The following is a 13,426-nucleotide window of genomic DNA, read 5'->3' as shown; positions in this document are numbered from 1 at the left end:
GCTTTTAGTTGATGTCAGCTGTTTCTCAGCGACGAATAATAATATACCACGGATATTATCAAAAGGTCAACAACCAATTTAGGCTATATGTAAAGAAACATTTTATCGGTTATATTCAATTGGCCATGCTCATAAGATGTAAAACAAGAATGATGGACAAGATAAGGAGGCATCATCAGTGAATCACTTCTATGTGTGGCATATTAAACGGGTGAAACAATTAATTATTATACTTATCGCCGCATTTGCAGCAGCCAGCTTTTTTTATATCCAAAGAGCTGTCCCGCTCCCCGTGTTTTCAACTGACACCGGGCCTAAAGCCATTTATAAAGGAGAAACAGACTCTAAAGATATTTCACTTACTTTCGATATCAGCTGGGGTGATGAGAGAGCAGAACCTATACTTAATACTCTGAAAGCAAACGGGATTAAAAATGCGACGTTTTTCCTTTCAGCTTCTTGGGCAGAACGGCATCCCGACACAGTGGCCCGTATCGTAAAGGATGGCCATCAAATCGGGAGCATGGGCTATGCTTATAAAAACTATGCCAATTTAGAGAGCAGCGAAATAAAAAAGGACATAAATCGCGCGCAAACAGCATTTGAAAAGTTAGGAGTCAAAGACATCCAGCTATTACGACCTCCTACCGGCCAATTCAATAAGAATGTTCTAAAGGTCGCAAAGCAATACAATTATACAGTTGTTCATTACAGTGTGAACTCTCAAGACTGGACAAATCCCGGAGTTGAAAAAATCATCGACAATGTGACCAAGCAAGTGTCCGGGGGAGACATTATTCTCTTACATGCCTCCGATTCGGCAAAACAAACAGAAGAAGCGTTGCCTGATATCATACATCAGCTGAAAGAAAAAGGATTAAAAAATGTAACCGTGGGTGATCTCATCGCAAATTCTGATGCCAAATCCGCAGAGGTAAAGTAATTACTTCTCTGCAAACTTAGGCAGCATCAACAATTGGAAGGCATTACACGCCATTAACGGAAATAGCATTAAATAAAGCCAGTCCTCATCATTTACTCTTAATGCAGGGAACCATTCTAAAGCGGTAATCACAACCATCAAAAACAACGATGACACAAATGTTTTCTTAGAGGACTGCTTTTGCTTTAAATAAGCTGTAATTACTCCAAAGATCAATAAAAACAATGGTAACCACGCATAGCCAGCCATTGAATCTCCACTTTCTCCAAAAAACAAAAAACGCACGTACATTAAATCAAAAGCAACAAACAGGATGAAAAACAACTGAAGCAAATTCCATAAAGATGAGGATCTTAATATCTCAAGCGCAAACCGATGAACTGTTAAAAACACGAAAAACCCCATTTGGCTGATCACACTGAAAATCATGCCTACACCGATAAACCAAAATAAAACAGAGAAAATCTGTCCCGCTTCAAATGTTAGAAACAGCCCTCTGTATTCTCCCCATTTTAAAGCAAAACCCACAATACTCGTGATAAGCGCTCCGACAGCTAAAATAGAAAAGAAAAAACGAACTAAACCACGGCTTTTCATTTCTTTATTCATCCCCTCAAAAATCGCGAACAGCGATATTTTGTTATGTATAATTCCTAACAGATGAATCATATTAAAGGTAAGACAAGTATGTGAAAGGAGCTTAAGCATGTCAAAAGCCAAAACGCTATTGATAAGCTGTTTTTTGTTATTATCTGTAACAGCTTGCGCTCCAAAAGACCAAGCAGCGGATATGGACTATGATCAGACCAAAAAAATGGTTGTTGATATATTAAAAACTGATGATGGAAAAAAAGCCATTAAGGAATTATTAAATGATGATGCCATGAATGAAGCGCTGGTGATTGACCAAGATGCGATTAAAGGAACAATAGAAAAAACACTCACATCTAAAAAAGGCGAAGAATTTTGGAAAAACATCTTTGAAGACACTGATTTTGCTGAGGGCTTTGCCAAAACTCTTCAGACAGAGCATGAAAAGGTGATTAAAAAGCTGATGAAGGATCCAGATTACCAAAAGATGCTGATGAACGTTATGCAGGATCCTGGTATGGATAAAAAGTACAGTCAGCTGGCAAAAAGCCAAGAATTCCGCAGTTATTTAGAAGAGGTTATTAACGAAACACTTTCTAGTCCGCTTTACAAAAAACAGTTCGAAGATGAACTGAAAAAAGCAGCAAAAGACACTGCCAAAGAAAGTGAATAAAGGGAAAGCCGGGATCTGGAATCCCGGTTCACTTTTTTATACTTGCACTGACATTTTTGCATCTATTTTTTTTGCGATGTCTTGATATATTTCTCCGATGGGATGATTTTCGTCATAAACAGACGGCGCAAATTGGTCCTTATCCCAATCGGGCTGCTTCAATGGGATTCTGCCCAGCAAAGGTACATTTAGTTCCTCAGCCAGTTTATCTCCCCCGCCTTTACCAAAGACATATTCTCTTTCCCCTGTCTTTGCACTTTCATAATAGGCCATGTTCTCTATGACCCCTACGACCTCATGATCGGTTTTAATCGCCATAGAGCCCGCTCTGGCCGCGACAAAAGCAGCTGTCGGATGCGGCGTCGATACGATGACTTCTTTGCAGCTCGGAAGCATTGTATGTACATCGAGAGCAACGTCCCCTGTACCAGGCGGAAGATCAAGAACGATATAGTCTACTTCTCCCCACTCTACTTCGTGGAAAAAGTTATTCAGCATTTTGCCAAGCATCGGCCCTCTCCATACGACCGGAGCATTTTCTTCTACGAAAAAGCCCATTGACATGACCTTTACTCCGAAGCGCTCAACAGGAAGAAGTTTCTCTCCCTCAACCGTTGGACGCACAGTGATACCCATCATATCCGGTACACTGAAGCCATAAATATCTGCATCAATTAAACCGACCTTTTTCCCAAGGCGAGCCAAAGAAATAGCTAGGTTTACTGACACAGTTGACTTGCCTACGCCGCCTTTTCCGCTTGCTACAGCAAGAAAGACTGGCGGGTTATCCATATTTAATAATGTTTTTTTCTCAGCTGACGGCGCTCGGAATTTAGCAACCGTTTCTTCAGGCAGCTCTTCAAATCGAAGGCCGACCGTCTCAGCTCCTGCCCCTTTTAATGCGTTTACGATCTCTTGCTGAATCTGCATTTGTTCTGCAGTTCCTGTTTTTGCAAGAGCGATTTTTACACTGACATGCCGTTTTTCAGGCTTTATTTTAATTTCCTTAACGGCATCCAATTCTCCCAGAGGTCTTTGAAGAAAAGGTTCGCGCATTTCTCCGACTAGTTTTCTTACTTCATCTTCTCTTATCATCGAACCTCACCCTTTTGTGTATTCGTTTACAATTATTATTATATCATACATAAATGGCGGGTGTCTTATGCTTAGAACTGCAAGTAAACCCTCCTTATTCCGGAGGGTCTCCTTTTTCTGTGAAATATCGCAAAATGCCTTTATATATGGAAGATGCCACTTTATCTTGATATTTCGGTTTACCGAGCAGCGTTGCTTCACTTGGATTGGATAAAAATCCGACTTCTATAAGCGCTCCCGGTTTAGTGACGTTTTGCATTAAGTAGATACCATGAATACGCTTTGCTTTCCGGGTCGTGTTTTCAAGGTTTCTTCTCAGCTCATCCTGAATGTATTTTGCGACTTTTTCATTTTCCGCATATTTTCCGTAATAAAAGCTTTGGGCTCCGCTCCATTTTTGCGACGGAATCGCATTGAGATGAATGCTGATATAGAGCTCTGCCTCTGAATGATTTATTAATTTGACCCGCTGTCTTAGGTCTTCCGCTTTACGTCTGCTATAACCCTTCGTTCCTTCAGGAGCGAGATCAGTATCACTTTCTCTGGTCATGATCACAAGCGCTCCTTGTTCTTGTAGATAATCCCTGACTCTAAACGCGACTTCCAGGGTAACATCCTTCTCTAACAGCTTTCCGCCGACTGCTCCGCCGTCAGGCCCGCCATGCCCTGGATCTAGGTAAATGATTTTCCCGCTCAAGGGCAGGCTCCACGGCTTCCAAGAATCATTATTGCTGAACTGATACTTGAACAGAAATAGTAATACGATGAAGCCTAGCAAAAAACTGAGCCATTTAAGCTTTTTCCTCATCCCTTCCCCTCCCGCTTGTCCGTTATTACATAACTATGGGACAGGGCCGGGAAATATGATTACCGCATGCGAAGCTTACACTGTTTTTCTCTTTGAACAAACCCTGCTGTCCACCAATCTTTAATGAACTTGCGTGCCGCTTCATAAACAGTGTTTTTATCAAATGTTGCGTATTGCTCGTGTATCCAATTATAGAGATAATCAAAAAACTCCATTCGAAGCTCTTCTTCTTCTCTTGCAGAGCGGGCACTGATACTTTGCATGGATTCTCCGTAATAGCCGAATATCCCAAAACGTCCGCCTAACAAATAGGCTTCAATCGCAAAATCAATACAGCCTTCGCTAATTATATCTCGTTCATCATGTAAAAAAGGGAATAATGGTTCCAAACAATCCTTAACAGACTGGATAATTTGTCTCAGAGAGAGTTCTTTGAGCAAGTTCTTTTCTAATTCAAAATCCTTTTGCCGTTTCACATCCATAAAAGACAGTACTTCTGCCATATAAATTCACTCTCCTTTTACCGATTATTTTGGGGTTTGGATGATGAAACAATGCCCGAATTCGGTTGGAAATTCGCCCAAATGAAGGTGTGAATCGATAAAAAGGCAGCTTTCTGAAGGGTATGGAACAAACGTTCTGTAATTAGTTATAAAAAAAGCAGCCCCTCTGACAGGTCGCTGCTTTTCATACTTTCACGCTTCTTGTTGCAGAATATGTATGGATATATTGATCTAACACAAACCCGCCTTTATCTTCATAAAAACCAGCGACGATAAAACCGGCATCTATTTGGCCTTTGATTTGGTCTTCTAAGGAATGGCCGAATTCCAGAGCCTCATTATTATCGATTAGTTTTTTCACTTTATGTTTCGGAAGATCTTCTGGGTCTGCATATGGAATGGAGTGCTTTACTTTTAAAATACCTTGCTGTTCTAATTCTACATCAAACAGAAATACGACAGGATTGACAAACCCTGAGATTAATACGCCATTTCTTTTCAATACACGGTGTGCTTCCATCCAGACCGGGAGGACATTCTCAACAAAAACATTGGCAACAGGATGTACAATGATATCAAATGATTCGTTATTAAATACACTGAGATCATCCATGCTTCCTTTGACAGTGTGTATTGTGAGACCATCTCGCTCAGCAACCATTCTATCCTGATTCAGCTGTTTTTCGGAGTTATCTAATACGGTGACATCCGCCCCCGCAGCTGCCAAAATTGGACCTTGCTGGCCGCCGCCTGATGCTAAACAGAGTATTTTCAGACCTTTGACAGGCGGAAACCAATCCTTCGGTACATCTTTCATTGGTGTTACTCTTATATCCCAATTGCCTTTTTTCGCTTGTTCGATAACCTGCTGATCAACAGCAACAGTCCATTCATTGCCTGTTTCTACTTTTTTATCCCAGGCTTTGCTATTATGAGCTACTAACGCATTCATGAATCTTCTCCTTACTTTAATGTATAGAGTATAACAAATATTTCTAGATTGATAACGCTTTCCCTTTGCATATTTAGAAAAAAGTTCATAAAAACGCAAAAAAATCACAAAGGAGATATGTGATTTACGTCATTACATTTATACTTACTTCTTTAAATAATGTCATTAGCAAAGAGCTATTGTTCCTCTGGGCTAAGAAATAGATGAGAATCAGCAGTAACTTTAACGGATGAGTGACAGGGATAGAATGGGCTGAGCTGGCGACGTAACGATTATAAACAATGACCACATTTCTAATGATTATGAAATGAAAGATATTATGATTATTACAAGTGAGACCGTTTATAAGCAAGCAATTTGTTTATAAACGTTATTCGTCCATTTATTGTTGCGGAACTAATAAAAGAAAAAAGCTCCCAACACAAGGTCGAGAGCTTTTTTGAAAACGCAAAATTAACGTTTTGAGAACTGAGGTGCACGACGAGCGCCTTTAAGACCGTATTTTTTACGTTCTTTCATACGAGCGTCACGAGTCAGAAGACCTGCACGTTTAAGAGTTGTACGGTATTCTGGATCTGCTTCAAGCAATGCACGAGCGATACCGTGACGGATTGCTCCAGCTTGACCAGATAAGCCGCCTCCATGTACGTTTACTAAAACATCATAAGTGCCAGCTGTTTCAGTCAAAGTTAATGGTTGTTTGATATCTTCGATTAAAGCTGCAGATGGGATGTGTTCGCTGATTTCACGATTATTAACGACGATACGGCCTTCTCCTGGAACTAAACGCACACGCGCTACAGAGCTTTTACGACGGCCAGTACCGTAATATTGAACCTGTGCCAAATTGGTAACCTCCTTTTTAATTAACCGCGAAGTTCGTAAACTTCAGGTTTTTGTGCTTCGTGTGGATGCTCAGAACCACGGTATACGTTCAATTTTTTGAACATTTGACGACCTAGAGAACCTTTTGGAAGCATGCCTTTGATAGCAAGCTCAAGCATTTTCTCAGGGTAGTTTGTACGCATTTCAAGAGCAGTTCTTGATTTTAATCCGCCTGGATGTTGAGTGTGACGGTAGTAGATTTTGTCAGTTAACTTTTTACCAGTTAACTCGATTTTTTCAGCGTTGATGATGATCACATGATCTCCAGTATCAACGTGTGGTGTGTAAGTTGGTTTGTGTTTTCCGCGAAGGATAGCTGCAACTTCTGAAGAAAGACGACCTAAAGTCTTGCCAGCAGCATCAACAACTAACCACTTGCGTTCAATAGTACTTGCGTTAGCCATAGGTGTTGTACGCATTGAATTTCCCTCCTAAATGATCTGTCATTTTCAATAAACTTCGATTACGTTCTATTTCACAACACAATAAGTTCCGGGGCTTATCGTGGGGTTGAAATACATACCATATGATATCTTATAACTTTATGCAGACTCTGTCAAGAAAATATTATACACCTGGTTTAGTTGTCATAGTAAACGTTCCATAAATATAGCCCGTGCCCCGGTGCTGTGCGTCCTGCCGCTTCGCGATCCTTCGCTTCCAGCATGGATTTCACATCATCGGGAGAAATTTTTCCAATACCTGCATCAAGCAAAGTACCGACAATAATTCTGACCATATTATATAAGAAACCGCTGCCTGTGATCCGCATTTGCAGGCCGTCATCCGTCTCAGTCCAATCAAGCTCGTAAATCGTTCTTACCTTGTCCTGCACTTCTGTTTTAGCCGCGCAAAAGCTCGTAAAATCATGTGTCCCTATAAGATGCTTTGCCGCTTCTCTCATGTCCTGCACATTAAGGCGATATGAAAAATGGTAAGCGTAATGCCGTTTAAATACGTCCGGGTGTTTCTCCGTGTATACAAAATAGCGATATTCTTTTTTGACTGCGCTAAATCGTGCATGGAACCCATCATCCGTAATTTCTGCCTGTTTGACTGCGATATCGTCCGGAAGCAGTGCATTTAAGGCATAAGGCCACCTTTCCGCCGGAATAGCCAGCGGAGTGTCAAAATGAATCACCTGTCCGGCTGCGTGAACCCCGCTATCTGTTCTTCCAGACGAAACGACAGGAATTCTTTCTTTTGACTTATGCAGGACAGCCAAAGCCTTCTCAAGTTCATCCTGAACCGTTCTTTTGCCCGGCTGAACCTGATAACCGTTAAACAAATGTCCGTCATAAGAAATCGTGCATTTCAGTCTCATACAGCACCTCTAAGCCCTTAAGAAAAATAACAAAGCAGCTAATATCATCAAGCTGGCAATGACAGAAGTGTCTTTTCCTGTCCATACAAGCTTTCTATATTTCGTTCGTCCTTCTCCGCCCTGATAGCCTCTTGCTTCCATTGCCACCGCAAGCTCTTCAGCACGTTTAAAAGCACTGACGAAAAGGGGGACAAGAAGCGGAACAATAGCCTTCACCCTATCTTTAACAGGTCCGCTTGTAAAATCAACGCCTCGCGCCATCTGAGCCTTCATGATCTTATCTGTTTCCTCCATCAGCGTCGGAATAAACCGCAAAGAAATGGACATCATTAGGGCCAGCTCGTGGACAGGAAGCTTTAATTTTTTCAATGGATTCAGCAGCTGCTCCATTCCATCGGTAATCTCAATCGGTGTTGTCGTAAGCGTTAATAAGGTGGTGATTAAAATCAGATAGACGAATCTAAGGGAAATGAATATCCCCTGAACCAGTCCGCCCTCATAAACTTTGAAAAAACCTATTTGAAAGATAACCGGTCCTTCATGTGTCATAAAAATGTGAAGAAGGAACGTAAAGAGGACAATCCAGATGATAGGCTTCAGCCCTTTCATTAAAAAAGAGAAAGGAACTCTTGTTAAAGAAACGACGCCAACTGTAAATAAACCAAGCAGCGCATATGTCTGCACATTATTGGCCAAGAATACGATGCAGACAAATAAAAAGATTGTGATAAGCTTTGTTCTGGGGTCAAGCCGGTGCACAAGTGAGGAGCCCGGTACATACTTGCCGATAATCATGCTGTCCATCATATGGTCTTCTCCCCCTGAAAAAGAGCACGGATTTCAGCTGCGGCATCTTCAATTGTGAGCATAGGCTCATTAAATTTCACACCCAGTGCAGCTTCAAGATGTCTTTGGAATTTTATCGTTTCCGGAAGATCCAGCCCCCATCCAGCCATCTCTTCACCCTTTAAAAACAGTTCACGCGGACTGCCTGATGCTTGTATCGTTCCTTTATGCATAACAATCATTTCATCAGCGTATGCAGCTGCATCCTCCATGCTGTGTGTCACAAGGATCGTCGTCAGGTTCCCACGTTGATGAAGCTCATAAAACATGTCCATAATCTCTTTTCGCCCTCTTGGGTCCAATCCTGCAGTCGGTTCATCCAGAACAAGCACCTCAGGATCCATTGCAAGTACGCCTGCAATTGCAACTCTGCGCATTTGTCCGCCGCTTAATTCAAAAGGGGATCTGTCCAGAAGCTCTTCTGATAAACCTACAAGCTTCAGCATCTCCCTCGCTTTTTGTTCAGCATCCTCTTTTTTAACCCCAAAGTTCATCGGTCCGAACGATATATCTTTAAGAACTGTTTCTTCGAATAATTGATGCTCAGGAAATTGGAAAACGATTCCGACTTTTTTACGAAGTTTTTTCAGCTCTTTATTCTTTTTCCCTGCCTGAATGACAGTGCTGCCTAGTGATAGCTGTCCCTTCGTCGGCTTCAGGAGACCATTTAAGTGCTGAAGAAGAGTGGACTTGCCAGAGCCTGTATGTCCGATAACGGCTACGTAGCTTCCTTCTTTAATCGATGCATTGATATCATACAGTGCCAGGCGCTCGAACGGCGTCTTCATCTGATAGCGATGCTCTACATCTTTGATTGTAATGTCCATAGCTCTTTCACCAGCCCTTCCTGAGTCAAATGGTTTTCTTCCAAAGCCAGTCCATTTTCTCTTAAAAGCTGGCTAAGCTGGAATGAGAAGGGTAAATCAAGCCCGATTTGAACAAGTTCTTTATTCAATTTAAAAATCTCTTCAGGCGACCCTTCAGCATATTTTTTACCGCCATTCATGACAATGATCCTGTCTGCTTTTGCTGCCTCATTCAGATCATGTGTAATGGATATGACAGTCGCCATGCCCTGTTCTTTTAAATGTCTTACCGTTTCAAGCACTTCTTCTCGCCCGATCGGATCAAGCATGGATGTTGCTTCATCTAAGATAATAATATCAGGACGTGCGGCAATAACTCCCGCAATCGCAACTCTCTGCTTTTGGCCTCCGGAGAGATGGTGCGGCTCTTGATCGAGAAAATCTTGCATATTTACCTGTTTTACTGCCCAGTCTACTCTCTCAATCATTTCTTCCCGCGGTACACCATTGTTTTCTAAACCAAAAGCCACATCATCGCGAACAGTCGTTCCGACAAATTGGTTATCCGGATTTTGAAAGACCATACCTATCTTCTTACGCACTTCCCAAACTGATTCCTCTGTCAATTGAATCCCGGCAACCTCAATGTCGCCTGATTCAGGAAGAATTAAACCATTCAATGCCCGTGCCAGTGTTGATTTCCCTGAACCGTTATGACCTACAATTGCAAGCCATTCACCCTCATACACCTGCAGGGAGACGCCGTCTAGTGCTCGTCTTTCTGCGTCCTTCCGATATCGAAATACGATATCCTCTACCGATATCAACTGATTCTGATTCATGGAAAACCGGCCTCCTCTCAGCTAATGCTCTGCTTGTCTCTATATAAAAAGTTGCAGTATCTAAAAAAAGGGCATAGATCCAGTTAGAAACTGTCCCGCCCTTCTTTAGACACACAAAAATATGTGATTAAACCAATTCGATAATTGCCATTGGTGCTCCGTCACCACGGCGAGGACCAAGCTTCATAATACGTGTGTATCCGCCTTGGCGCTCCTCGTAACGAGTTGCAATGTCAGAGAATAATTTTTGAAGTGCATCTTGGTTATTTTCTTCGTTTGCAACCTCGTTGCGGATGTATGCAGCAGCTTGACGGCGAGCGTGAAGATCACCGCGTTTGCCAAGCGTGATCATTTTTTCAACTACAGAGCGAAGTTCTTTCGCACGTGTTTCAGTTGTTTCGATTCTTTCGTTGATGATCAAATCAGTTGTAAGATCACGAAGCATAGCTTTACGCTGTGCACTCGTACGTCCTAGTTTTCTGTATGACATGTGATGTCCCCTCCTTTATTGGAATGCTGTTTCTGAATAATAAACACACGAAAATCCTAGTTCACAAGGGAAACTAGTCAATCGTCTTTGCGAAGTCCGAGTCCAAGTTCTTCTAGTTTCGCTTTCACTTCTTCAAGTGATTTGCGTCCTAGATTCCGAACTTTCATCATATCTTCTTCCGTCTTGTTCGCAAGCTCTTGAACCGTGTTAATACCCGCACGCTTTAAGCAGTTGTAAGAACGAACAGAAAGATCCAATTCTTCAATTGTCATTTCAAGAACTTTCTCTTTTTGATCTTCTTCTTTTTCAACCATGATTTCAGCATGTTGAGCTTCGTCAGTTAAACCAACGAATATATTAAGGTGTTCAGTTAAAATCTTTGAACCAAGCGCAATTGCTTCTTTCGGTCCAGTGCTTCCATCAGTCCAAACATCAAGTGTAAGTTTATCATAGTTTGCAACTTGGCCTACACGAGTGTTCTCTACCTGATAAGATACACGAGAAACTGGCGTATAGATAGAATCGATCGGAATCACGCCGATTGGCTGATCGTCTCTCTTGTTTGCGTCAGCAGGCGTATACCCACGTCCTCTTTGAGCAGTAAGGCGAACTCGGAAACTCGCATTCTCACCAAGAGTCGCGATATGAAGATCAGGATTTAAGATCTCTACATCACTATCGTGTGTAATATCAGCTGCCGTTACAGTTCCTTCACCCTGTACATCAATTTCTAGCGTCTTCTCTTCATCAGAGTAGATTTTCAATGCAAGCTTTTTAATGTGTAAGATAATCGTTGTAACATCTTCCACAACGCCTTCAATTGTCGAGAATTCGTGCAGTACACCATCTATCTGGATTGATGTTACAGCGGCACCAGGGAGTGAGGATAAGAGGATACGACGTAAGGAGTTACCCAGAGTTGTACCATATCCACGCTCAAGTGGCTCTACGACAAACTTACCAAATTTGGCATCGTCGCTGATTTCAACCGTTTCGATTTTTGGTTTTTCAATCTCGATCATTACTTAAAACCCTCCTTCAAAACGTCGAAACCTCGAATAGAATCATATGAGATTCCATCCGAAATTCCCCATTGTTTAGTCCCGTATGTGCTCAGGCAACGAGTCGGTGCATTCGTTTCATAAATAACTGTATCATAACCCATTATTGACAGGGACACAAAATCTATACAAACAAATTACACGCGGCGACGTTTTGGTGGACGGCATCCGTTATGAGGAACAGGAGTTACGTCTCTGATAGCAGTGACTTCTAGTCCAGCAGCTTGAAGTGCACGGATTGCAGCTTCACGGCCTGAACCAGGTCCTTTAACAGTAACCTCTAGAGTTTTAAGACCATGTTCGATTGAACCTTTAGCAGCTGTTTCTGCAGCCATTTGCGCAGCAAAAGGAGTAGATTTACGAGAACCTCTGAATCCTAAAGCTCCGGCACTAGACCAAGAAATAGCATTACCATGAGTGTCAGTGATCGTAACGATCGTGTTATTGAAAGTTGAACGAATATGAGCAATTCCAGACTCAATATTCTTTTTCACGCGACGTTTACGCGTGTTAGATTTACGAGCAGCAGCCATTGTTTAAGAACCTCCCTTACTTATTTTTTCTTGTTAGCTACAGTACGACGCGGACCTTTACGAGTACGCGCGTTGTTTTTAGAGTTTTGTCCGCGAACAGGTAATCCTCTGCGATGACGGATTCCGCGGTAGCTTCCGATTTCGATCAGACGTTTGATATTAAGAGAAACTTCACGGCGAAGGTCACCTTCTACTTTCAGTTTGTCAATAATATCACGGATTTTACCAAGTTCTTCTTCAGTAAGATCGCGCACACGAGTATCTTCTGAAACTCCAGCTTCTTTTAAAACTTGCTGAGCCGTTGTGCGGCCAATTCCGAAGATGTATGTTAAAGAAATAACAACACGTTTGTCACGTGGGATATCTACACCAGCAATACGAGCCATTCTCTGGGCACCTCCTTATAAATTATCCTTGTTTTTGTTTATGCTTTGGATTTTCACAGATCACCATTACTTTTCCTTTTCTGCGAATAACTTTACATTTTTCGCAGATTGGTTTAACTGATGGTCTCACTTTCATGTGTTTCCAACCTCCTTCAGTTTCCGGAGTGCTTTATTTGTAACGGTACGTAATCCTGCCACGAGTTAAGTCATATGGAGATAATTCTACCGTAACTTTGTCTCCAGGTAAAATGCGAATGAAGTGCATGCGGATTTTACCAGATACATGAGCCAAAACAGTGTGGCCATTTTCAAGTTCAACTTTGAACATCGCGTTTGGCAGTGTTTCGACTATAGTACCTTCCACTTCAATTACATCGTCTTTCGCCATTCAAGTGTTCTCCCTTCTTCAAATCAGTAACTTGCTTTCTGACAAATTTCAAAAGAAGTTTGTCACACGCCCTGTTTCGTTTATACTGTTCTGAACTTCCGGAGATACGCAATCATAAAGGGTTAAATGATTGATATTCTTTTTCTTAGGAGAATGAAATGTACGCTTTTCTCCGTCTGCTGTTAGTACATTGATGATGGTTAAAATTCCAACGACAAGCAGCAAGATGAATTCAGTCTTGCCAATGTTCACCCAAGCTTTCTGCCCTATCAAGCTTGAAAAACATCTGTCTTCGGAATT

19 protein-coding genes and 1 pseudogene are annotated in these 13,426 nt (G+C 41.8%); 2 read left to right on the top strand and 18 right to left on the bottom strand.

Annotation, left to right across the window (positions count from 1 at the left end; all coding sequences use genetic code 11):
* Positions 1-178: 178 nt before the first annotated feature.
* Positions 179-943 (top strand): polysaccharide deacetylase family sporulation protein PdaB, encoded by a 765-nt coding sequence (gene pdaB / locus JQX68_RS00935; protein WP_015252978.1) that lies wholly within the window; start codon positions 179-181, stop codon positions 941-943.
* Here pdaB and kbaA read toward each other — a convergent pair whose 3' ends face one another.
* The gene (gene kbaA / locus JQX68_RS00930; protein ID WP_041521235.1) at positions 944-1,540 is read right to left on the bottom strand and encodes a KinB-signaling pathway activation protein; all 597 of its coding nucleotides are present in this window, start codon (positions 1,538-1,540) and stop codon (positions 944-946) included.
* 109 nt (positions 1,541-1,649) lie between these two features.
* Between kbaA and gerD the strand changes: the two genes are divergently transcribed.
* A complete protein-coding gene (gene gerD, locus JQX68_RS00925) occupies positions 1,650-2,207 on the top strand; it encodes a spore germination lipoprotein GerD (protein WP_014662546.1) in 558 nt (185 codons plus the stop codon).
* Positions 2,208-2,243: 36 nt separating this feature from the next.
* On the opposite strand, the gene salA is transcribed toward gerD, so the two are convergent.
* The 17 genes and pseudogenes from salA to JQX68_RS00840 all read right to left on the bottom strand — a co-directional run bounded on the left by salA (position 2,244) and on the right by JQX68_RS00840 (position 13,372).
* Complete coding sequence (gene salA / locus JQX68_RS00920; protein WP_014662545.1) at positions 2,244-3,302, bottom strand: iron-sulfur carrier protein/transcriptional regulator SalA; 1,059 nt, start codon at positions 3,300-3,302, stop codon at positions 2,244-2,246.
* 94 nt (positions 3,303-3,396) lie between these two features.
* Positions 3,397-4,110 carry an N-acetylmuramoyl-L-alanine amidase CwlD gene (gene cwlD, locus JQX68_RS00915; protein WP_014662544.1) on the bottom strand — a complete coding sequence of 238 codons (714 nt, stop codon included), beginning with the start codon at positions 4,108-4,110 and terminating at the stop codon, positions 3,397-3,399.
* 59 nt (positions 4,111-4,169) lie between these two features.
* Positions 4,170-4,613 carry a YbaK family protein gene (locus JQX68_RS00910; protein ID WP_014662543.1) on the bottom strand — a complete coding sequence of 148 codons (444 nt, stop codon included), beginning with the start codon at positions 4,611-4,613 and terminating at the stop codon, positions 4,170-4,172.
* Positions 4,614-4,797: 184 nt separating this feature from the next.
* Positions 4,798-5,565, bottom strand: coding sequence for a class I SAM-dependent methyltransferase (locus JQX68_RS00905; protein WP_147773087.1), 768 nt, complete (start codon positions 5,563-5,565; stop codon positions 4,798-4,800).
* 453 nt (positions 5,566-6,018) lie between these two features.
* Positions 6,019-6,411 carry a 30S ribosomal protein S9 gene (gene rpsI / locus JQX68_RS00900; protein ID WP_004399691.1) on the bottom strand — a complete coding sequence of 131 codons (393 nt, stop codon included), beginning with the start codon at positions 6,409-6,411 and terminating at the stop codon, positions 6,019-6,021.
* A 20-nt stretch (positions 6,412-6,431) separates the two neighbouring features.
* The gene (gene rplM / locus JQX68_RS00895) at positions 6,432-6,869 is read right to left on the bottom strand and encodes a 50S ribosomal protein L13 (RefSeq protein ID WP_003241966.1); all 438 of its coding nucleotides are present in this window, start codon (positions 6,867-6,869) and stop codon (positions 6,432-6,434) included.
* Positions 6,870-7,030: 161 nt separating this feature from the next.
* Positions 7,031-7,774 carry a tRNA pseudouridine(38-40) synthase TruA gene (gene truA, locus JQX68_RS00890; RefSeq protein WP_014662541.1) on the bottom strand — a complete coding sequence of 248 codons (744 nt, stop codon included), beginning with the start codon at positions 7,772-7,774 and terminating at the stop codon, positions 7,031-7,033.
* Positions 7,775-7,783: 9 nt separating this feature from the next.
* On the bottom strand, positions 7,784-8,581 hold the full coding sequence (locus JQX68_RS00885; protein ID WP_095432289.1) for an energy-coupling factor transporter transmembrane component T family protein: 798 nt from the start codon (positions 8,579-8,581) through the stop codon (positions 7,784-7,786).
* A complete protein-coding gene (locus JQX68_RS00880) occupies positions 8,578-9,447 on the bottom strand; it encodes an energy-coupling factor ABC transporter ATP-binding protein (protein WP_147773086.1) in 870 nt (289 codons plus the stop codon). The genes JQX68_RS00885 and JQX68_RS00880 overlap by 4 nt, the downstream gene beginning before the upstream one ends.
* Complete coding sequence (locus tag JQX68_RS00875) at positions 9,423-10,268, bottom strand: energy-coupling factor ABC transporter ATP-binding protein (protein WP_147773085.1); 846 nt, start codon at positions 10,266-10,268, stop codon at positions 9,423-9,425. The genes JQX68_RS00880 and JQX68_RS00875 overlap by 25 nt, the downstream gene beginning before the upstream one ends.
* A gap of 127 nt (positions 10,269-10,395) precedes the next feature.
* Positions 10,396-10,758: a 50S ribosomal protein L17 gene (gene rplQ / locus JQX68_RS00870; protein WP_003225836.1), complete on the bottom strand. Its 363-nt coding sequence runs from the start codon at positions 10,756-10,758 to the stop codon at positions 10,396-10,398.
* Positions 10,759-10,835: 77 nt separating this feature from the next.
* Entirely contained in the window at positions 10,836-11,780 is a 945-nt protein-coding gene (locus JQX68_RS00865; RefSeq protein WP_003225835.1) for a DNA-directed RNA polymerase subunit alpha, read from the bottom strand.
* A 176-nt stretch (positions 11,781-11,956) separates the two neighbouring features.
* Positions 11,957-12,352, bottom strand: a complete 396-nt coding sequence (gene rpsK / locus JQX68_RS00860) for a 30S ribosomal protein S11 (RefSeq protein ID WP_009966385.1) — start codon at positions 12,350-12,352, stop codon at positions 11,957-11,959.
* Between the two features lie 20 nt (positions 12,353-12,372).
* Entirely contained in the window at positions 12,373-12,738 is a 366-nt protein-coding gene (rpsM, locus tag JQX68_RS00855) for a 30S ribosomal protein S13 (protein WP_003235095.1), read from the bottom strand.
* A 22-nt stretch (positions 12,739-12,760) separates the two neighbouring features.
* Entirely contained in the window at positions 12,761-12,874 is a 114-nt protein-coding gene (gene rpmJ / locus JQX68_RS00850; RefSeq protein WP_003156543.1) for a 50S ribosomal protein L36, read from the bottom strand.
* 33 nt (positions 12,875-12,907) lie between these two features.
* Positions 12,908-13,126 carry a translation initiation factor IF-1 gene (gene infA, locus JQX68_RS00845; protein ID WP_003156508.1) on the bottom strand — a complete coding sequence of 73 codons (219 nt, stop codon included), beginning with the start codon at positions 13,124-13,126 and terminating at the stop codon, positions 12,908-12,910.
* Positions 13,104-13,372, bottom strand: a pseudogene (locus tag JQX68_RS00840) (ribosome-binding protein ybzG). The gene infA and the pseudogene JQX68_RS00840 overlap by 23 nt, the downstream one beginning before the upstream one ends.
* Between the last annotated feature and the right edge of the window lie 54 nt (positions 13,373-13,426).

It is taken from the genome of Bacillus sp. LJBS06, from assembly GCF_016924995.1.
Lineage (GTDB): Bacteria > Bacillota > Bacilli > Bacillales > Bacillaceae > Bacillus > Bacillus stercoris.
Note: the sequence above shows the minus strand (reverse complement) of the source record. Positions and strands in the feature narration are given on the sequence as shown.

Coding starts and splice junctions, on each gene's coding strand:
- gerD (WP_014662546.1), top strand. CDS start 1,650: ATGTCAAAAGCCAAAACGCTATTGATAAGCTGTTTTTTGTTATTATCT.
- JQX68_RS00905 (WP_147773087.1), bottom strand. CDS start 5,565: ATGAATGCGTTAGTAGCTCATAATAGCAAAGCCTGGGATAAAAAAGTA.
- JQX68_RS00910 (WP_014662543.1), bottom strand. CDS start 4,613: ATGGCAGAAGTACTGTCTTTTATGGATGTGAAACGGCAAAAGGATTTT.
- JQX68_RS00885 (WP_095432289.1), bottom strand. CDS start 8,581: ATGATGGACAGCATGATTATCGGCAAGTATGTACCGGGCTCCTCACTT.
- cwlD (WP_014662544.1), bottom strand. CDS start 4,110: ATGAGGAAAAAGCTTAAATGGCTCAGTTTTTTGCTAGGCTTCATCGTA.
- rpsM (WP_003235095.1), bottom strand. CDS start 12,738: ATGGCTCGTATTGCTGGTGTAGATATCCCACGTGACAAACGTGTTGTT.
- truA (WP_014662541.1), bottom strand. CDS start 7,774: ATGAGACTGAAATGCACGATTTCTTATGACGGACATTTGTTTAACGGT.
- rpmJ (WP_003156543.1), bottom strand. CDS start 12,874: ATGAAAGTGAGACCATCAGTTAAACCAATCTGCGAAAAATGTAAAGTT.
- rpsK (WP_009966385.1), bottom strand. CDS start 12,352: ATGGCTGCTGCTCGTAAATCTAACACGCGTAAACGTCGCGTGAAAAAG.
- infA (WP_003156508.1), bottom strand. CDS start 13,126: ATGGCGAAAGACGATGTAATTGAAGTGGAAGGTACTATAGTCGAAACA.
- rplM (WP_003241966.1), bottom strand. CDS start 6,869: ATGCGTACAACACCTATGGCTAACGCAAGTACTATTGAACGCAAGTGG.
- JQX68_RS00865 (WP_003225835.1), bottom strand. CDS start 11,780: ATGATCGAGATTGAAAAACCAAAAATCGAAACGGTTGAAATCAGCGAC.
- rplQ (WP_003225836.1), bottom strand. CDS start 10,758: ATGTCATACAGAAAACTAGGACGTACGAGTGCACAGCGTAAAGCTATG.
- salA (WP_014662545.1), bottom strand. CDS start 3,302: ATGATAAGAGAAGATGAAGTAAGAAAACTAGTCGGAGAAATGCGCGAA.
- JQX68_RS00880 (WP_147773086.1), bottom strand. CDS start 9,447: ATGGACATTACAATCAAAGATGTAGAGCATCGCTATCAGATGAAGACG.
- kbaA (WP_041521235.1), bottom strand. CDS start 1,540: ATGAAAAGCCGTGGTTTAGTTCGTTTTTTCTTTTCTATTTTAGCTGTC.
- JQX68_RS00875 (WP_147773085.1), bottom strand. CDS start 10,268: ATGAATCAGAATCAGTTGATATCGGTAGAGGATATCGTATTTCGATAT.